The organism is Corallococcus macrosporus, assembly GCF_017302985.1.
Classification (GTDB): Bacteria; Myxococcota; Myxococcia; order Myxococcales; family Myxococcaceae; genus Corallococcus; species Corallococcus macrosporus_A.
Map to the genome: position 1 here is coordinate 187,245 of NZ_JAFIMU010000002.1, position 17,536 is coordinate 204,780.

Annotated in this window: 16 protein-coding genes and 1 pseudogene; 11 read left to right on the plus strand and 6 right to left on the minus strand. The window is 70.8% G+C overall.

What is annotated here, in order from left to right; translation table 11 throughout:
* Nucleotides 1-59: 59 nt before the first annotated feature.
* Complete coding sequence (locus tag JYK02_RS01245; RefSeq protein WP_242588287.1) at nucleotides 60-1,628, plus strand: GspE/PulE family protein; 1,569 nt, start codon at nucleotides 60-62, stop codon at nucleotides 1,626-1,628.
* Here JYK02_RS01245 and JYK02_RS01250 read toward each other — a convergent pair.
* Both JYK02_RS01250 and JYK02_RS01255 read right to left on the minus strand, forming a co-directional pair.
* On the minus strand, nucleotides 1,564-3,165 hold the full coding sequence (locus JYK02_RS01250; RefSeq protein WP_207048022.1) for a sensor histidine kinase: 1,602 nt from the start codon (nucleotides 3,163-3,165) through the stop codon (nucleotides 1,564-1,566). The genes JYK02_RS01245 and JYK02_RS01250 overlap by 65 nt on opposite strands.
* Before the next feature lie 184 nt (nucleotides 3,166-3,349).
* A complete protein-coding gene (locus tag JYK02_RS01255; RefSeq protein ID WP_207048023.1) occupies nucleotides 3,350-3,922 on the minus strand; it encodes a dihydrofolate reductase family protein in 573 nt (190 codons plus the stop codon).
* 94 nt (nucleotides 3,923-4,016) lie between these two features.
* On the opposite strand from JYK02_RS01255, the pseudogene JYK02_RS01260 reads away from it, so the two are divergent.
* From JYK02_RS01260 to JYK02_RS01285, 7 genes and pseudogenes are all read left to right on the plus strand, one after another.
* Nucleotides 4,017-5,120: pseudogene (locus tag JYK02_RS01260) on the plus strand (AHH domain-containing protein).
* Complete coding sequence (locus JYK02_RS40700) at nucleotides 5,113-5,394, plus strand: hypothetical protein (RefSeq protein ID WP_347402403.1); 282 nt, start codon at nucleotides 5,113-5,115, stop codon at nucleotides 5,392-5,394. The pseudogene JYK02_RS01260 and the gene JYK02_RS40700 overlap by 8 nt, the downstream one beginning before the upstream one ends.
* A gap of 27 nt (nucleotides 5,395-5,421) precedes the next feature.
* Complete coding sequence (locus JYK02_RS40705; protein ID WP_347402404.1) at nucleotides 5,422-5,697, plus strand: imm11 family protein; 276 nt, start codon at nucleotides 5,422-5,424, stop codon at nucleotides 5,695-5,697.
* An 11-nt stretch (nucleotides 5,698-5,708) separates the two neighbouring features.
* A complete protein-coding gene (locus JYK02_RS01270; RefSeq protein WP_207048024.1) occupies nucleotides 5,709-6,923 on the plus strand; it encodes a P1 family peptidase in 1,215 nt (404 codons plus the stop codon).
* A gap of 79 nt (nucleotides 6,924-7,002) precedes the next feature.
* Nucleotides 7,003-8,190, plus strand: a complete 1,188-nt coding sequence (locus JYK02_RS01275) for a GNAT family N-acetyltransferase (RefSeq protein WP_207048025.1) — start codon at nucleotides 7,003-7,005, stop codon at nucleotides 8,188-8,190.
* A gap of 76 nt (nucleotides 8,191-8,266) precedes the next feature.
* On the plus strand, nucleotides 8,267-9,241 hold the full coding sequence (locus JYK02_RS01280; protein ID WP_207048026.1) for an NAD-dependent epimerase/dehydratase family protein: 975 nt from the start codon (nucleotides 8,267-8,269) through the stop codon (nucleotides 9,239-9,241).
* 10 nt (nucleotides 9,242-9,251) lie between these two features.
* The gene (locus JYK02_RS01285; protein ID WP_207048027.1) at nucleotides 9,252-10,115 is read left to right on the plus strand and encodes a WGR domain-containing protein; all 864 of its coding nucleotides are present in this window, start codon (nucleotides 9,252-9,254) and stop codon (nucleotides 10,113-10,115) included.
* Nucleotides 10,116-10,144: 29 nt separating this feature from the next.
* On the opposite strand, the gene JYK02_RS01290 is transcribed toward JYK02_RS01285, so the two are convergent.
* Entirely contained in the window at nucleotides 10,145-10,978 is an 834-nt protein-coding gene (locus tag JYK02_RS01290) for a hypothetical protein (RefSeq protein WP_242588288.1), read from the minus strand.
* 151 nt (nucleotides 10,979-11,129) lie between these two features.
* Between JYK02_RS01290 and JYK02_RS01295 the strand changes: the two genes are divergently transcribed.
* The 3 genes from JYK02_RS01295 (at nucleotide 11,130) to JYK02_RS01305 (ending at nucleotide 15,386) form a co-directional block, all read left to right on the plus strand.
* On the plus strand, nucleotides 11,130-12,326 hold the full coding sequence (locus tag JYK02_RS01295) for a substrate-binding domain-containing protein (RefSeq protein WP_207048029.1): 1,197 nt from the start codon (nucleotides 11,130-11,132) through the stop codon (nucleotides 12,324-12,326).
* A gap of 102 nt (nucleotides 12,327-12,428) precedes the next feature.
* Complete coding sequence (locus JYK02_RS01300; RefSeq protein WP_207048030.1) at nucleotides 12,429-13,877, plus strand: hypothetical protein; 1,449 nt, start codon at nucleotides 12,429-12,431, stop codon at nucleotides 13,875-13,877.
* Between the two features lie 66 nt (nucleotides 13,878-13,943).
* Nucleotides 13,944-15,386 (plus strand): hypothetical protein, encoded by a 1,443-nt coding sequence (locus JYK02_RS01305; protein ID WP_207048031.1) that lies wholly within the window; start codon nucleotides 13,944-13,946, stop codon nucleotides 15,384-15,386.
* A gap of 3 nt (nucleotides 15,387-15,389) precedes the next feature.
* Here the strand turns inward: JYK02_RS01305 and JYK02_RS01310 are convergent, their stop codons facing one another.
* The 3 genes from JYK02_RS01310 to JYK02_RS01320 all read right to left on the minus strand — a co-directional run bounded on the left by JYK02_RS01310 (nucleotide 15,390) and on the right by JYK02_RS01320 (nucleotide 17,488).
* The gene (locus tag JYK02_RS01310; RefSeq protein WP_242588339.1) at nucleotides 15,390-15,626 is read right to left on the minus strand and encodes a FruA-associating protein, FapA; all 237 of its coding nucleotides are present in this window, start codon (nucleotides 15,624-15,626) and stop codon (nucleotides 15,390-15,392) included.
* A 174-nt stretch (nucleotides 15,627-15,800) separates the two neighbouring features.
* Nucleotides 15,801-16,682, minus strand: a complete 882-nt coding sequence (locus tag JYK02_RS01315; RefSeq protein ID WP_207048033.1) for an aldo/keto reductase — start codon at nucleotides 16,680-16,682, stop codon at nucleotides 15,801-15,803.
* Nucleotides 16,679-17,488 carry a hypothetical protein gene (locus tag JYK02_RS01320; RefSeq protein ID WP_207048034.1) on the minus strand — a complete coding sequence of 270 codons (810 nt, stop codon included), beginning with the start codon at nucleotides 17,486-17,488 and terminating at the stop codon, nucleotides 16,679-16,681. The genes JYK02_RS01315 and JYK02_RS01320 overlap by 4 nt, the downstream gene beginning before the upstream one ends.
* Nucleotides 17,489-17,536 lie beyond the last annotated feature (48 nt).

Below are 17,536 nucleotides of genomic sequence, written 5' to 3' on the forward strand. Positions count from 1 at the left end.
GGGTGCGAGGATAGCAGCCCTGGCGGGTCACGCGGGGGGCCGTGATAAGCCGGCGGGCCATGGCTCCCCCGGACGTGCCCCCGTTCTCCGAACTGCCCCAGTTCACGCTCGACCGCGACTCGCTGCGGCTGCTCCCCGAGTCCTTCTGCCGGCGGCTGGGCGTCGCGGTGATGGGGAAGGTGGACGCGGCCAACGACACGGAGCCCGTGACGGTGGCCATGCTGGATCCGCAGGACGACTCCGTGCGCTACCGCATCGCGGACTTCCTGCGCCGGCCCGTGCGGCCCGTGCGGCTCAACCGCTACGAAATCGACTCCGCGCTGGAGGTGGGCTTCGGCGCGGGCGTGCACGCGTCGGTGGACGTGGTGCTGAAGGCCGGCACGCCGCTGTCGCATCAGCCCACGGCGGTGGAGCTGGTGAACCACGTGCTCGCGGTAGCGGTGGCGCAGAACGCGTCCGACATCCACCTGGAGAGCTACACGGACGACGTGGACCTGCGCTATCGCGTCGACGGCATCCTCCACCAGACGTACACGGACATCTCGCCGGACTCGCTGCCAGAGGTGGTCAGCCGCATCAAGGTGATGGCGGGGCTGGACATCGCGGAGAAGCGCCGGCCCCAGGACGGCCGCCTGCGCGCGCTGTACGAGAGCGAGGCGGGGCGGAAGTTCGTGGACTTCCGCGTGAGCGTGGTGCCCTCCCCGGCGGGCGAGGACGTGGTCATCCGCCTGCTCGACGCCACGGTGGGCCTGGTGCCGGTGGAGAAGCTGGGGATGACGCCGGAGATCCAGGCCACGGTACTGCGGCTGTTGAGCAACCCGGAGGGGCTGGTGCTGGTGACGGGGCCCACGGGCAGCGGCAAGACGACGACGCTGTACGCGGCGCTGGCGCGGCTCAACGACGGGCGCAAGAAGATCATCACCGCGGAGGACCCCATCGAGTACGTGGTCCCCAAGGTGAACCAGAAGCAGGTGTCGCCGCAGATGCCGCACCTGACGCTGCTGCGCGCGCTGCTGCGGCAGGACCCCAACGTGATGCTGGTGGGGGAGATCCGCGACCTGGAGACGGGCAACACCGCGCTGATGGCCGCGTCCACGGGCCACGTGGTGCTGGGCACGTTGCACACGGCGGATGCCATTGGCGCGGTGAGCCGCCTGCGCGGACTGAAGCTGGAGGACGGGGACATCGCGGAGGCGCTGCTCGCGGTGCTGGCGCAGCGGCTGGTGCGGCGCATCTGCCCGGCATGCTCCGCGCCCACGACGCCGACGGCGGACCAGCTGTCACTGCTGGGGCCGCTGCTGGACGGCGTGCAGCCCCGGGCGGGGCAGGGCTGCGAGGCGTGCCGCCACACCGGCTTCAAGGGGCGCGTGGGCCTCTATGAGTTGCTGGTGGTGGACCCGGAGCTGCAGTTGCTCATCGCCACCGGGGCGCCGGGCGTCCAACTGCGCCAGCACGCCCGGAAGTGGGGCTTCCGCACGCTGGTGGAGGACGCGCTGGCGAAGGTGGCGGATGGCATCACCACGCTGCACGAGCTGACGCGCGTGGTGCCCTACCGCTACATCCTCACGGCTCGGGAGGAGCGTCAGGGGGCGGCTCCACGTCCGGACCCATCGGCAGCATCACGGTGAAGGTCGCGCCCTCGCCGGGCGTGCTGCGCACCTGGACGATGCCGCCGTGCGCTTCGACGATCTGCTGGGTGATGAAGAGGCCCAGCCCCAGGCCGCCGTAGTTGCGCTCGGACACCGCGCGCACGAAGCGCTCGAAGACGCGCGGCTGGTCCTCGAGCGGGATGCCGATGCCCTCGTCGCGCACGCTCACGACGGCCAGCCCCGCCTCCTGGCGCACGCGGATGTGGATGGGCTTGCCGGCGCCGTACTTGAGCGCGTTGGTGAGCAGGTTGGTGATGACCTGATCCACCCGGGCGCGGTCCCAGTACCCCTCGATGGGGTTCGGCGCCTCCAGCGTGACGGCGCACCCGACCTGCGCGGATTGGGGGGCGTAGCGGACCACCACCTCCCGTGCGAGCGCGGCCATGTCCATGGGCGCCCGGTCCAGCCGCAGCTGGCCCATGCTGATGCGCGAGACGTCCAGCAGGTCCTCGATGAGGTCCGACAGCTTGCGCACCTGCCGGCGGGCCACCTCCAGGTCGCGGGAGATGCGCTCCACGGGCAGGGTGGCGGAAGGGTTGTTCTCCACGGCGCGCAGCAGGGCGGTCAGCTTCAGCTGCAGCGGGGTGAGCGGCGTCTTCAGCTCGTGCGAGGCGACGGAGAGGAACTCGTCCCGGGCGCGCACGGCGTCGCGCAGCATCTCCAGCTCGCGCCGCTCCTGGTTCTGTTTGCGCTGGGTGATGTCGCGCGTCACCTTGGCGTAGCCCACGAGCTTGCCGTCGGTGTCATGCAGCGCGGTGATGACGACGCTGGCCCAGAAGAGGCTGCCGTCCTTGCGGACGCGCCAGGCCTCCTCCTCGAAGCGGCCCTCGCTGGCAGCCACCTGGAGGGCGTGCCAGGGCTTGCCGCGCGCCACGTCCTCCGGGGGGAAGAAGCGGCTGAAGTGCTGGCCGATGATCTCCTCGGCCTTGTACTGCTTGAAGCGCTCCGCGCCGGCGTTCCAGGTGGAGACCCGGCCGTCCGCGTCCAGCATGTAGATGGCGTAGTCCTGGACGTGCTCGACGAGCAGGCGGAAGCGCTCCTCGCTCTCCCGCAGGCGCTCCTGGGTCTGCTTGCGCTCGGTGAAGTCGCGCGTCACCTTGCCGTAGCCGATGAGCTGGCCCTTCGAGTCGCGCATCGCGGTGATGACGACGTTGGCCCAGAAGAGGCTGCCGTCCTTGCGCACGCGCCAGCCCTCCTCCTCGAAGCGGCCCTCGCGGTTGACGATCTCCAGCTCCATCTGGGGCTTGCCGCTGGCGATGTCCTCGGGCGGGTAGAAGCGGCTGAAGTGCTGGCCGAGGATCTCCTCGGCCTTGTAGCCCTTGATGCGTTCCGCGCCGGTGTTCCAGCTCACGATGTAGCCAGCGGGGTCCAACGTCAGGATGGCGTAGTCCTTCACGCTGTCGATGAACAGGCGCAGCTGCGCGCCCATGTCGCGAGCGGACTGGGGGCTGACGTACGCGATGTCGCCACCACTGGAGGAGGAGGGTGGCTGACCTTCGTCCAGAGGACTCCTCATAGGTTGAGAGCGTATTGCACCGGGCGGGCATTTCGGGATCGAACGATGTTTTGGATCCATCCACCAGCCAACCCTGCCGGGGGCCAAGCTTACGAGCAGGGCGGAAGCTCACACCCTGCGTGGATGCCGCGCTGCTCCGCCCATTGTCCCCAGGTTCAATGCGGGGGCCCGGCGGCGGGCCTGGCTAGGGCTCGCGAGGGACGTAGCTCAGGAAGACGACGCCGCTGTCGACGGTGCGCGTTCCGGTGAGCCGCAGGCGGTGGGGCGCGAAGCCCGCGTCGACGAGCCGGATGCCGGCCCCGGCGATGACGGGATTGAGCTTGATGATGTACGCGTCGATTTCAGGGAGGAGCTCGGCCGCGAGCTTGCCGCCGCCGCACAGCCAGATGCCCAGGCCGTCGCGGGCCTTCAGCTCGCGCACGGTGGCGAGCGGCGTGCTGGAGAGGTTGACGCCGGGGTCGGGGCTCTGGGTGAGGGAGCGGGAGAAAACGTAGTGCGTGAGGTGCGGGTACGCGTTGGTGACGCCCGCGTCCAGGCCGACTTGATAGGTGTGACGGCCTTCCAGGACCGTGTCGAAGTGCTTTCCCGGGCCGGTGATGCCTTTGAAGGCGCGGTAGCCGGCGGGGAGCGTCTCCGGGTACTCGGCGGCGATGGCGTCCAGGTAGTCCTGCTCCATGGTGAAGAAGTCGAACGCCCCGGTGGGCGAGGCGATGAATCCATCGAGCGAGCTGGCGATGTAATAGGTCAGTTTCCGCATGGGCGTGCTTCCTCCTGACGCCAGGGCTTAGCACCGCGTGGGAGAACGCACCTGTTAGAACGGCGCTCCTGTCTCCAGTGAACGTGGAGGGCGCATGAGGCTCTGGGCAATGGCCGTGCTGCTGTGGCTGGCGGCGGGCTGCGCGACGACGCGCGTGGTGAACCTGGACACGGGCCGACGCTTATTGCTCGCGTCCGCGGGCGGCATCGTCGACGGGGCTCAGGGGCGGCGGTCGCTGCGCTTGCGTGAGGATTTCCCGTTGGAGCCCATGGCGCGGTGGAGGCTGGCGCTCTCCTTCGCGCTCGACACGGTCTGGGAAGGAGTGGCGGAGGCGATGGGGGAGTTGATGGATCCGGCCGCGCTGCGGGCCATGGTGACGACGATGATTGGCACCGCGATGGTGATGCTGGTCGCACCGGAGCCCATCACGAAGCTGGTCGCGGTGGCGCTGACGGCCGCGCTCATCGCGTACCTGGGCACGGGGCCGGTGTGGAACCTGGGACAAGGCTTCCTGCGGCTCATGGATGAATCGCGGGATGCAGGGGACGTGGTTGGGCTGAAGGATGCGGGGCATCGCTTCGGGCGGGTGCTCGGGAGCAATGGCGCACGGGTGCTGGTCATCATCGCGATGACGGCGCTCGGTGGCAGGAGCGCGATGGCCGCGCACGGGCCCCGGATGCCGGGCTTCCCGCAAGCGGCCTTGAGGGCGGAGGCGGAGGCTGGATTCCAACTGTCGCGAGCACTGTCCGGTGAGGTGCGGTCCATCTCCGTGTCATCCGCGGGAGTGCTCAACGTCACGTTGGCGCCCACCGCGGTGGCTGCCGTCGCCATGGGGCCTGGAGGCGGAGGGATTCAGGGCGACCCGGAAGGAGAGGTCCATCACATCTGCACGGACAAGAACGAGGTGTCGGAGCTGTCAGGTGGACCGTGGACGCCCATCTTCGAGCAGTTCTTCGAGTAGGCGGGAATGAGCTTCAGTGACAGGGCGAACCTGGTGCGGATCAACGGACATCGCGGACCGCATCCTGCGGAGTACCATCGAGAGGTGCTCGCTCGGCTCACCGATGCCATGGCAGAATGTCAGGGCATCGCACAATGCCGGATTGCTTTGGTGGATGTCCTGACAGCCATCGCGAAAGAACTGACGACCGCAGGCACCGGCTTGCGCAAGCTCATCACCCGGAATCCAGATGCCTGAGACGATGGAACGGCGGTTCTTCCAACTGGACATCGATGTGTATGTGCCGGGGCGTTGGTACTTCAAGACGCCGGTTCAGCTCGATGGTCAGCCACTTGAGAACCCTTGGGTGTTCACGCGGGGCGCACCCATTCCCGACCCAGGAACGCTGCGGATTCCGCTCTCCCGTCCTGGGATTCCCCTGGACTTCACGTCCGCGGGCGTAGGGCTGACGCCTGTTCTCAATGCCAGGACCGCCGAGGTGTTTCGCACGCTGGCCCCCAACGACGTGTAACTCTTCCCGGTGCAGGTCGAGGGACAGGTGGAGCCCTATTTCCTCATGGTCGCTGCGCGCACGGTCCGCTGTGTGGATGAGGCCGCGAGTGAAGAGTTCAAGCACTGGATGCCCGAGGACGGACAGCCCGCGAAGGTGGGGCAGTATCGGTACGTCGCCGGGCTGCGTATCGACAAGGCGAGGGTGGGTGACGAGCGCGTGTTCCGCCCATGGGGACTTCGCTCCGCGCTCATCGTCGATGGAGAACTGAAGGACGCCCTGGAACGGAGTGGCATCGTGGGAGGCCAGTTCGTTGAGGTGTAGAACCCGGGTCCATGGAACTTCGTCCCGCATTCCTCCTGGGCCTGCTCTGCGTCCTCCCAATCCCTGGCACCGCGCGTCCCCGGTCCAGTGACCTGGCCATCCCCTTTGGCGGACGGCCGGGTGCGCTCAATGCCATCACGGACGTCAAGGGCGTGGAGGTGGGCCACACCACGCTGATCACCGGCTCCCAGGTCCGGACCGGTGTCACCGCCGTGCTGCCCCGGGGCCGGGACGCGGTCGCCCAGCCTGTCTTCGCGGCCACCCATGACCTCAACGGCAGCGGGGAGATGACCGGCACCCACTGGGTGAAGGAGTCCGGCCTGCTCTCCGGCCCCGTGATGATCAGCGACACCCACGCCGTGGGCGCCGTGCACGAGGGCGTCATCTCCTGGGCCCAGAAGCGCGACCTCACCTGGGAGCTGGGCCTGCCCGTCGTCGCGGAGACCTGGGACGGCCTCCTGCACGACATCGACGGCTTCCACGTCCGGCCCCCGCACGCGATGCAGGCGCTCGACGCCGCCCGCTCCGGCCCCGTCGCGGAGGGCTCCGTGGGCGGTGGCACCGGCATGGTGTGCCATGGCTTCAAGGGCGGCATCGGCACGTCCTCCCGCAAGCTCCCCGCGGAGCAGGGCGGCTACACCATCGGCGTGCTCGTGCAGTGCAACTACGGCAGCCGCCGCCTCTTCTCCGTCGCGGGCGCTCCCGTGGGCGAGGAGATTCCCGACCTGCGCGCCTGCTACTCCGGCGACACCGCTCCGAAAGGTCCCTTCTTCTCCCAGATGCCCCCGTGCTCGCAGCGCGCCAGCACCGGCCCCACCCACCCGGAGGGGCTGGGCTCCATCATCGTCGTCGTGGCCACCGACGCGCCGCTGCTTCCACACCAGCTCGACCGCGTGGCCCGGCGGGTGCCGCTCGCGATCGGGAAGATGGGCGGCCTGGGGGAGAACTCCTCCGGCGACATCTTCCTCGCGTTCTCCACCCAGCCCGTGGCCAACCCGGAGAACGCCTCCGTCGCTCCGGTGGCCATGCTCGACAACGAGCGGATCAACCCCGTCTTCGAAGCCACCGTGCAGGCCACCCAGGAGGCCATCCTGAACTCGATGCTCGCCTCCGACACGATGACGGGACACCAGGGCGCCCGCGTCCATGGCCTGCCACCGGAGCGGCTGGTGAAGGCCCTGCGCAAATCCGGCCGCCTGCCGCCGGCCCCGAAGCCGGTGAAGTAGCGCGTCCCTCCGGCCTTCCCCGCGCTCCACCCGCTGCGCCATGCTGCGCCGCCGAAACGCCAGCCAAAGGGGATGCGGGATGGAGACGGAAGCGTACGGACCTCCGAGGGACGAGCAGGAACTGGCCGCCATCGCGGACATCACCGCGCAGGCGTTCGCCATGTCGCTCGCGGACTCCGAAACCGTGGTGCGCAAGAACTTCTCCGAGTCCTCGCTGCGCATCCTGCGCTCGGACCGCGAGGTCGCCGCCACCCTCACCCTCATCCGCATGGGGCAGTTCCTGGGCGGCCGCTCCGTGCCGCTCATCGGCGTGGGCGGCGTGGGCGTCGCTCCCGCGCACCGGGGCGCCGGCGCCGCCACGCGCCTCTTCCACCGCTTCCTGCGGGAGATGCGCGACGAGGGCGCTCCGCTCTCCGTCCTCTACCCCGCGACGCAGCCGCTCTACCGGCGCGTGGGCTACGAGGTCTCCGGCGCGCGCTATGAAATCCACGTCGACGCGGCCTCGCTGGAGCTGGGGGAACGCTCCCTGTCCCTGCGCCCCATGCGCCCGTCCGACGACGCGGCGGTGGAGGCCTGCTACCGGCGCTTCGCGGCCCAGCACCACGGCTGGCTGGACCGGGGCCCCTACATCTGGCGGCGCGTGCGCACGCCCCGCGGCGACACCGCCTACGGCTACGTCGTGGAGGGCACCTCCGGCGTGGAGGGCTACGTGTACCTCGTGCGCAGCCTGGCACCCCAGGGCGCCGTGCCGAAACAGGCCCTGAAGCTCACCGACCTCACCGCCACCACGCCCGCCGCCGCGCGCCGGCTGCTGCGCTTCCTGGGCGACCACCGGTCGCTGGCCCAGGACGTGATGTGGTTCGGCGGCGCGGACGAGCCGCTCCTCACTCTGCTGCGGGAACAGACCTACCAGTTGAAGCTCTCCATGCACTGGATGACGCGCCTCTTGGACGTCCCCCGGGCCCTGGAGTCGCGCGGCTTCACCCCCGGCCTGTCCGGCGCGCTCCACCTGGCCGTGGAGGACGACCTCTTCCCGGAGAACCAGGGGCGCTTCGTGCTGGAGGTGGAGGGCGGCGCCGCCCGCGTCCGCCCGGGGGGCGAGGGCCATCTCCAGTTGCACGTGCGCGCCCTGGCGCCGCTCTACACCGGCTTCCTCTCACCCCGCGCGCTCCAGCTCGCCGGCATGCTGAGCGCGGACGAAAAGACGCTCGACGCCGCCAGCGCCCTGTTCGCGGGGCCAGCCCCCGCGATGCGCGACATGTTCTGACGCACGGGCGCGGGCTACCCCGCGCCCCGCCGGGAGTGGTAGGAGCGGCGTCCTCTGGCGGAAGGAGGCTTCACACGTGCGCGCGTTCGTCACCGGTGGCTCGGGGTTCGTCGGGAAGCACCTGCTCACGGCGCTCGCGAAGCGCGGGGAGCCGACGCGCGCGCTGGCCCGCTCGCCCGGCGCCATGGACGCCGTCCGGGCCGCGGGCGGTGAGCCGTGGGAGGGCGACCTCTCCGACCCGGAGCGCCTGCGCCTGGGCATGGAGGGCTGTGACACCGTCTTCCACTCCGCCGCGCACGTGAAGCTGTCCGGCCCCCGCGCGGACTTCCATGAGACCAACGTGCGCGGCACGGAGGCCGTGCTGGAGGCGGCGCGCGCGGCGGGCGTGAAGCGCTTCGTGCACGTGAGCACGGAGGCCGTGCTGGTGGATGGCGGCCCCATGGCGAACCTGAACGAAACGCACCCGCTGCCCGCGCGTCCCGTGGGCCCGTACCCGTCCACCAAGGCGGAGGCCGAGTGGCGCGTGCTCCAGGTCAACTCGCCGGAGTTCACCACCGTCGCCGTGCGGCCCCGGATGGTCTGGGGACCGGGGGACACCACGCTCCTGCCCACGCTGGTCGCCGCGGTGAAGTCCGGCCGCTTCCGCTGGATTGGTGGCGGGCACTACCTCACGTCCACCTGCCACGTGGCCAACGTCGTGGAGGGGATGCTGCTGGCCGCGGAGAAGGGGCACGGCGGTCAGGCGTACTTCCTCACCGACGGCCCGCCCGTGGAGTTCCGCACCTTCATCAGCGCGCTCCTGAAGACACAGGGCGTGGATCCCGGGCACAAGACGATGCCCACCGCGCTGGCCGCGACCGTGGCCGTGGTCAGCGACTTCGTCTGGGACCTGTTGGGCCTCAAGGGCACGCCGCCCCTGTCGCGCACGGAGCTGCTGCTCGCGGGCCAGGAGGTGACGGTGAGCGACGAGAAGGCCCGGCTGGAGCTGGGCTACACGGGCAGCGTGTCGCGCGAGGAGGGACTGCGCGCACTGGCCGCGAAGGTGGAGTAGCCTGCCTGCCATGCGCAGGTTCGAGTTCGTCGACGGCAACAGCTCCAAGTTCTGGATGCCCGAGGTGCAGGGCGCCACGTTCATCGTCACCTACGGCCGCATCGGCACCGCGGGGCAGCGCAAGGAGAAGGTCTTCCCGGACGAAGACGCCGCCCTGAAGGAGTACAACAAGAAGGTCGCGGAGAAGGTGCGCGAGGGCTACGCCGAAGTGGGCGCCGAGGCTGGCGCCGCCCCCGCCGCCCCGCCCCCGAAGGCCGCCGCCGCCCCGCCCCCCGCGCTGGTGCTGCCGCGCCGCGTGGCCCCCGCCTCACCCGGCCCGGAGGCCGTGACCGCCGCCGCCGCCGCGCTCACGCTGCTCCAGTCCCGCCTCAAGGGCCCCAGTTGGCGGGTGACGCGGCTGGCGCGCAAGGCCCGTCAGGCGCTCCGGGCGCTGGGCGGCGTGGACCCCGCGGCGCACCCGGCCCTGGCCGCGCCCTTCGCCGCGCTGATGGCGCACGTGGTGGGGCCCAAGGCGGAGGGCCGGCTGCCGGTGCGCCACGCGCTGGGGCTCCTGTCCCAGGTGGACGTGGCGGCCTTCCAGCGCGCGGCGGAGATGTGGAAGGCGGCGCCCGCGGGCTCGGTGCCGCCGGGCGTGGCCGCGGCGCGGACGCTCAGCGACCCGGAGCTGGCGCTGCGCGTGACGGCGCTGCTCTCCGAGCGCCCCGACCTGCGCGACGGCTCCGAGGACGCGTGGACGAAGCGCTGGACGACGCTCAAGCCGCACGTGGAGGCCCACCTGTCCGGCGCGGGCCAGTCGCTGTCCGCCTTCGTGTCCAGCGTGGACGCGGGCGGCGACGCGCACCTGTCCAAGCGGCTCGCCCGGCTGGGAGCGTGACGCCGGGCGCCCGCGCGTCACGCCCGGGCCTACGGTGCGCCTTCCGCCGCGCTGCCACCCTCGGGCGCGGCGGGCTTCCGGAGGCTGGCGGCCGTGGGCTCGCGGTCCACCTCCTCCGCGGGATAGGCCAGCGCCGCGTCCAGGTACTTCTTCGCCTGCACCCGCCGCCGCTCCGCCTTCGACAGCCCCTCGGGGCTGAGCAGCGAGGGCTCCGCGTCGCCGGACTTCTCCACGACGTGACCGTCGCAGAAGAACCACTCGGTGCGCCCCTCGGGCGACAGCCGCGCGAAGTAGAGGTCCGGCTGGCCCACCTTGGAGGGCTTCGGGCACCACGTCTCGCGCGCCTTCGCCTCGCGCGCTGGGCCCTGCTCGCGCCACTGCTTCTGGGCCTCCTGCAGCGCCGAGGCCGCCTGAATCTGGGGCCCCAGCGCCATCAGGTCCCGCGCCTCCGTCAGCAGCGTCGCGCCGCGCTGGGCCAGGTCCGGGAACGCGCCCGTGCGCCGGAAGTCGCAGGCCTTCAGCGCCTGGAGGTTGGCCTCGTGCACCTTCAGCACCGGAGGCAGCGTGCGCAGGCCCTCCTCCAGCAGCGTCAGGTGCTTCGGGTGGTCCGGCCCCTTCGGGTCCAGGGCCTGGTCCGTCTCCTTGATGAAGCGCGCCAGCAGGCCGTTCACCGCGGTCAGCTCGTCCTGGAACCAGCGCGGCTCCGCGTCACAGGGGCTCGCCTTCGCGCCCGCGTAGTCCCGATACTCCGCCCGGGACATGCCCAGCGCGTAGCGCTGGACGGGAGGGGCCTGCTTCGCCGCGCAACCCCCGAACACCGCTCCCAGTCCCAGGAGCGCCATGGTTCGTGCCAGTGTCTTCATCCGGGCCATTCTGCCAGCCCTATGAGGGCAAACAACCGGCGTGGACCCCTCTTGGAAGGGGAGCGGCCGGGGGAGAAGTCGTGAGTGACAGGGTTGTGACAAAAGCGCCCCCGGGCTTTCCGGGAATGCGGCCTGGAGTACGAGGGGGGACATGAAGCCCCGGATCCTCCTCCTCATTGGGATGCTGGCCGCGGCGCTGGGGGTGTTCTACCTGCTGGCGGCCCCGGAGGCGCCCCGCGCGCTGACGTCGGAGCCCGAGTCCGTCTCCGCGCCGCTGCCGTCGCGCCGGCGGGTGACGGACATCACGTTCCTCTACAGCACGGAGAAGCGCGCGTGGGTGGAGGCGGCGCTCGCGGACTTCCAGCGCACGCACCCGCACGTGCGGGTGACGCTGGTGGGGCGGGGCTCGCTGGAGGCGGCGCAGGCCATCCTGGAGGGGCGGGAGAAGCCCACGGTGTGGAGCCCGGCGGACAGCGCGGAGCTGCGCATGCTCGCGGCGGACTGGGCGACGGAGCCCTCGCACGGGCCGCTGTTCGCCACGCAGGGTGAGGCCGTGCCGCATCCGCTGGTCATCACCCCGCTGGTCTTCGTGGGCTGGCAGGACCGGATGGACGTGCTGCGCAAGGCGGGCGGCGGCGCGGCCCTGTCGTGGAAGACGCTCCAGCGCGCGGTGGCGAGCGACCGGGGCTGGCCCGCGGTGGGCGGCCCGCCGGAGTGGGGCTTCGTGAAGCTGGGCCACACGGACCCCACGAAGTCCAACTCGGGCCTGCAGGCGCTCCTGTCCGCGACGCTGGAGTACCTGGGCCGGCGCGCGAGCGTGAAGGAGGCGGACCTGCTGGACCCGGGCTATCAGGCGTGGCTCCAGGGGCTGGAGCGGGGCGTGACGCGCTTCGAGCCGTCCACGGGCACGTTCATGACGGACCTGGTGCGCTACGGGCCGTCCCGCTACGACCTGGCGCTCGTGTACGAGAGCCTGGCCATCGCGCAGCTGGACCACGCGCAGGGGCGCTGGGGGCAGCTGCGGGTGGACTATCCGCCGGTGACGCTGTGGAGCGACCACCCGGCGGCGGTGCTCCAGGCGGACTGGGTCACACCTGAGCAGCGCGAGGCAGCGCTGGAGTGGGTGGCCTTCCTGCGCAGCCCGGCGGTGCAGGCCCGGGCGCTGGCGTTCGGCTTCCGGCCGGCGGACCCCACCGTGCCGCTGAAGACGCCGGACGCGGACAACCCGTTCACCCGGTTGGCGGCGCAGGGCATCCGCGTGGACGTGCCGCCCGCGGCGGACGTGCCGGACGCGTCCGTGCTGCGCACGCTGCTGGAGCTGTGGACGCGCATGGGTGTGGGGCGCTGAGCCGGACATCCTGCCCCTTCCAAAGGCCCGTTCACCCCATTTCCAGCCCGTCTGGCCGGCTCGGGGCGTATTGGTTCCATGAAGGGGAGGAAGCGCATGGCCATGCGAAGCGCACGTGGGGCCCTGGGGCTGGTGCTGCTCGGGCTGGGGTTGAGCCATTGCAAGGGGGACCCGGACGGGGCGGGGGACGCCGGCGTGGATGCGAGCGTGCCTCCTCTAGAACAGACGGTGATGCGGGACGTGCACCTGCTGGACGTGGATGCCCGGCAGCAGCGGCTCATCGCGGTGGAGCTGGATGGCGGCACGCTGGCCCACGAGCTGGCGAGTGGTGAGACGCGGCGCATCGCGCCCGGCGCCTGGAGTGGACGCTTCACGCAAGATGGCGGCGCCGTCGTCCTTTCGAGCTTCCCCCAGGATGGCATCAGCACGGCCTGGCTGTGGCGGCCCGGTGACGCGGAGGCGCGGACGCTGGGGACGCAGGTCTGGGGCGGCGTGGTGCTGAAGGAAGGCGCCGAGCCCTACGTGGCCTTCGCGGAGCGCACCGACGGGGGCGGGGCCGCCCTGCGCAGGGTGCTGCTGCGGGAGTGCGATGCGCAGGCCTGCACGGTCCAGACGCTGGCCCAGCTCGACGGGGGACTTCCCCTGGAGCCCGTCCTCCTCGCGGGGGAGCGCTTCCTCTGGATTTCGCGGGACAAGCGCGGGTGGGCCTTCGACACGGTGTCGGGCACGCTCGTCGAGGCGGGCGGGGACGTCTCCCACGTGCTGCGCATCTCCCCCAGCGGGAACCGCTTCGCGCGCGTCACGCCGGACCGGCATGTCCAGGTGCATGAGACCGGCACGGGGACCCTGCTCTGGGACGTGGTCGTGCCCCCGGACGACAAGAGCATCACCCAGTCCGCGTTCTTCGGGGAGGACACCTTCATCGTCAACACGTGGCGAGCGGGAAGCCCCGCGCCGTCGCCCCCGGAGCTGGCGTCCCATGCGTGCACCGCGCAGGGGTGCACCTGGTTCGCCGACTCGACGTGTGAGCCCAGGCAGGTGCGGGGGGGAACCGTCCTCTCCTGCTACGCCACGGACTGCTTCGGCGTCCGCTGCTCGCCGCGCTACGCGTTGATGCGCGAGCCGGGCGTGGTGTTCTCCGGGCGGAACTCCTCCTACGACCAGCAGCCCGCCGTGAGCGACGACCTGACGAGCGCGGTGTGGATGACCTACGAGCTTCGCAACCAGCCGGGGACCCGGACCCTGAGCTGGGACCGCGACCCGCCCGTGCAATCGCTCACGTTCCCGACGCAGATCAACCTGAACGTCTTCGACTTCGTGCCGGGGCAGCAGCGGTTCGTCTTCGTCAATCCCAAGCATGTGGCGGACGGCGGCGTGGAGAACGTCCTCTCCGTCTGGGACGAGACGGGCGTGGAGGAACGGGGCGTCGTCGAAGGCTATCCGGGCGGAGCCCTCATCCGGATGGATCCGCCCGTGCTCTACATGACCGGGTACGAACTGGGACCGGACGGTCCGCCCGTGGCGTCGGTCCTCCAGCGCTTCGCGCTCTGACACCGGAAGGTAGACTCCCGGGGGTGCCCTTCCTGTCCATGTTGGCTGTGGGGGCTGGAGGAACGGATGTCATTGCGACGCGGATGCAGGGTCCTGGGGCTGGTGCTGTTTGGAATGGGCTTGAGCCACTGCAAGGGGGACCCGGACGTGGGGGATGCCGGCGTCGATGCGGGCGTGCCTCCAATCCAGACGGTGCTGCGGGACGCGTACCTGCTGGACGTGGATGCCCGGCAGCAGTGGCTCGTCGCGATGAAGTCGAATGGCGGCGGCACGGTGGTCCAGGACCTGGCGACCGGGGCGACCCGGCGCATCGCTCCCACGGCCGCGAGCGGGCGCTTCACGAGCGACGGTAACGCCCTGGTCCTCACCTTCCCTTCACAGGAGGGACTCTCCACCGCGTGGCTGTGGCGGCCCGGTGACGCGGAGGCGTCCGTGATGGGTACCCGCATCTGGGGGCGCGTGGCGGTGAAGGAGGGCGCCACCCCGTACGTTGCCTTCGTCGAGCGGACCGCCGACGGCGGGGCGGACCTGAGCAGGGTCTTCCCCCCGGAGTGTGATGGGCGGGCGTGCCAGGTCGAGACGGTGGCGCAGGTCGAGGCGGGCCTGGCCACCGAACCGGTCCTCCTCGCGGGCGAGCGCTTCCTGTGGACGACGCTGGACACGCGCGGGTGGGCCTTCGACACGGAGCTGGGCATGCTCGCGGAGGCCGGAGGGGACCCGGCCTACAGTCTGCACATCTCCCCGAGCGGAAATCGCTTCGCGCGGCTCACGCCGGAGCGGCACGTGCAGGTGTACGACACCCGCACGCAGGCCCTGCTCTGGGAGGTGGCCGCGCCGCAGGGGAACGGAAGCGTCACGCGGGCCGCGTTCTTCGACGACGACACCTTCCTCATCGGTACGTCAACCCCCAGCTATCCGCCGCCCCCGGAGCAGAACTCCTATTCCTGCACTTCGCAGGGGTGCACCTGGATGGGCTCCACGGTCTGCGAGCCCCGGACGGTGCGCGGTGGGACGGTGATCTCCTGCGCGGCCCTGGACTGCTTCGGTAACCGCTGCACGATGGTCTACAGGTTGATGAGACGGCCAGGCGAGGAGTTCTCCTCCGTGGGCGAGCTCATCGAGCGCGCGCCCGCCGTGAGCGATGACCTGACGAGCGCGGTGTGGATGACCTACGCGCTGCGGGACAGCTCGAGTGGCCCCCGGAACCTGCGCTGGAACCGCGCATCGCGATCGCTCACCTTCCCAGCCGGGACCGACATGACGGTCTTCGACTTCGTGCCGGGAGAGCAGCGGTTCGTCTTCGTCAATCCGATCGCGGGCGCGGACGGAGGCGTGGAGAAGGTCCTCTCCGTGTGGGACGGGGAGACCGTGGAGGGAGTGGGCGTGGTCGAAGGCCGACCCAGCCACCCTCTCACCCGAGCCCACCCGCCCGCGATCTATCTGAACGACACCCAGCGGCAGTCGGATGGGGGCGCCACCTCGCCGGTCATCCGGCGCTTCGCGCTCTGACGCCTAGCGCGCCTGCGCCACGAACTCCGCGACGCGCAGCGCCCAGGCCTCCGCGGAGTCCAGCTCCGAGCGGGCGTCGGCGTAGCGGTCGAACGACGCCTCCGAGCCGTCCCGAGCGAAGAGCGCGGTGTTGAAGTCCTGCTGCGCCTTCATGAGCCACTGGCTCGCGCGCATGCGCAGCCAGTTCATCACCTGTGGCGTGGGCTCGATCTGGTTCAGATCCAGCGCCGCGGGGTGCATCTCCACCGACTCTCCAGCCTTCTCAAATTCTGGCGTCACGTTCATGGACCGGATGGTTGGCATGCACCCAAGAGCATGCACCCGGCCCGCATGGACGAGACAAACGTCGATGGTGAGCAGTTGGTCGCGCTGAAATCTTCGCTGCTTGACGGAACGTCGGACTGACGGGCTGCGTCAGATGACGCCTTCCCAACCCTGCCCCTGGCGGTGGAAGGCATCCCGGATGCCCTGAAAGGTGGACTCGGGAAGGGGGCCCTGCTCCAGGGTGCGAGCATTGGCGCGGAGGTTGTCCAGCCGCGTCGTGCCCACGATGCAGGTGGCGACGCCCGGCGCGAACGCGGTGAAGCGCAGCGCCAGCTCCGGCCAGTCCAGGCCGTCCGTCTGGAGGGCCATGCGCTGCATGCGGTCCCAGTACTCGCCCACGTCGTGCGCGTGGGGGCGGCCCGGGAAGCGCCAGGGCGCGTTGGCCAGGGGCCGCTTGGCGATGACGCCCACGCCGCGCTCGCGGGCCTTCGCCACGCCGTGGTCCAGCGCGCGCTGGTCGAAGAGGTTCACGGACGTCTGCACCACGGCGAACGCGCCCGTCTCCAGCGCGGCGTCCAGCCCGGCGTTGTCGCCGGAGTACGCGGCGGCGCGCACCTTGCCCGCCTGCACCGCGCGCGTCAGCGCTTCAATGAGCCCCGGGCGGTGCAGCACGTCCGGCGGGCACGAGTGGAAGTGCAGCACGTCAATCACCTCCGTGCGCAGCCGCTGGAGGGCCAGGTCCACGCCGCGCGTGATGCACTCGGGCGTCCAGTCCTCCACGCCGGGCACGCCGTAGCCGCACTTGGTGGACAGCACGAACTCCCGGCGGCGCGCGCCGAGGAACCTGCCGATGCGCTCCTCGGACACGCCATAGCTGGGCGCGGTGTCGATGAGCGTGATGCCCGCGTCCAGCACGCCGTGGAGCAGGGCCTCCGCGCCGGCGTCGCTCAATGCCTCACTGCCCACGGGCCCCGCGCCGAAGCCGAGCGCGGACACCGTGAGGCCGCTGTTGCCCAGGGGACGTTGAATCATCGGGTGGGGCCCTCGCCCCGCGCGGCCAGGTCGATGAAGCCGCGGATCCAGATGAGGTTCACCGCGTCGCACGCGTCCTGCGTCGTGGGCGTGGTGGTCTCCAGCGCGGCGGCATAGGGCACGCCCTGGCGCATGTACCAGTCGGTGACGCTGCCGTCGTGGAAGTAGATGAGGCCGTTCTCGTCGGCGTAGGCGTTGTCATCCACCTTGCGGCTCTTCACGACCGTGGCGTGCGCGGCGGCGGCCTCCATCAGCGGGCGGTAGGCGGCCTTGTCTCCAAACGTGTACGCGTACGTGGCGACGCCGCCCAGGTAGTTGTCCTGGTGGATGTCGAGCGCCGCGTCCGGAGCGGGGAAGCGGGCCAGGTCGCTTCTCACCGCGCGCGTCTCCTTGGGGCCGCCGTCGTACAGGGCCCAGCGGAGGATGGGCGGGTCGCCCACCAGCTCGCCGCGCCACTCGCCGGGGGCGATCTCGTAGCGCATGAAGTCGTTGTTGGGCTTCTCGCCGCTGCGGTTGTAGCGCGTGCCGTCCTCGAAGCCGGAGGGGTTGATGCACGGGTAGACGCGCAGCCCCACGCCCTTCGACTTCGCGTACGCGACGATGTCCGGCAGATGCTTCGCGAGCGTCAGCGGACCGGCGGGTTCCTCCCCATGGAAGCCGGACGTGATGACGAGCCAGCGGTCGCCAGGGACGATGAGGCGGAAGAGGGGATAGTCGCGCCCCCCTTCGTTCACCTGGCCGTATTCAGAGAGTTCACCCAGCGAAGCGTGGGCACGGATGCGTCGAGCGTAGTCGGTGTAATCCACCGTCCGACCATAACCGCGCGCGTCATCCCTGCCCACGAAGGTTCAGGG

Excerpts from the sequence above, each read along its gene's own strand:
- JYK02_RS01295 (WP_207048029.1), top strand. The coding sequence starts at position 11,130 with ATGAAGCCCCGGATCCTCCTCCTCATTGGGATGCTGGCCGCGGCGCTG.
- JYK02_RS01305 (WP_207048031.1), top strand. The coding sequence starts at position 13,944 with ATGTCATTGCGACGCGGATGCAGGGTCCTGGGGCTGGTGCTGTTTGGA.
- JYK02_RS40700 (WP_347402403.1), top strand. The coding sequence starts at position 5,113 with ATGCCTGAGACGATGGAACGGCGGTTCTTCCAACTGGACATCGATGTG.
- JYK02_RS01285 (WP_207048027.1), top strand. The coding sequence starts at position 9,252 with ATGCGCAGGTTCGAGTTCGTCGACGGCAACAGCTCCAAGTTCTGGATG.
- JYK02_RS01310 (WP_242588339.1), bottom strand. The coding sequence starts at position 15,626 with ATGCACCCCGCGGCGCTGGATCTGAACCAGATCGAGCCCACGCCACAG.
- JYK02_RS01270 (WP_207048024.1), top strand. The coding sequence starts at position 5,709 with ATGGAACTTCGTCCCGCATTCCTCCTGGGCCTGCTCTGCGTCCTCCCA.
- JYK02_RS01315 (WP_207048033.1), bottom strand. The coding sequence starts at position 16,682 with ATGATTCAACGTCCCCTGGGCAACAGCGGCCTCACGGTGTCCGCGCTC.
- JYK02_RS01290 (WP_242588288.1), bottom strand. The coding sequence starts at position 10,978 with ATGAAGACACTGGCACGAACCATGGCGCTCCTGGGACTGGGAGCGGTG.
- JYK02_RS01255 (WP_207048023.1), bottom strand. The coding sequence starts at position 3,922 with ATGCGGAAACTGACCTATTACATCGCCAGCTCGCTCGATGGATTCATC.
- JYK02_RS01300 (WP_207048030.1), top strand. The coding sequence starts at position 12,429 with ATGCGAAGCGCACGTGGGGCCCTGGGGCTGGTGCTGCTCGGGCTGGGG.
- JYK02_RS01250 (WP_207048022.1), bottom strand. The coding sequence starts at position 3,165 with ATGAGGAGTCCTCTGGACGAAGGTCAGCCACCCTCCTCCTCCAGTGGT.
- JYK02_RS01275 (WP_207048025.1), top strand. The coding sequence starts at position 7,003 with ATGGAGACGGAAGCGTACGGACCTCCGAGGGACGAGCAGGAACTGGCC.
- JYK02_RS01245 (WP_242588287.1), top strand. The coding sequence starts at position 60 with ATGGCTCCCCCGGACGTGCCCCCGTTCTCCGAACTGCCCCAGTTCACG.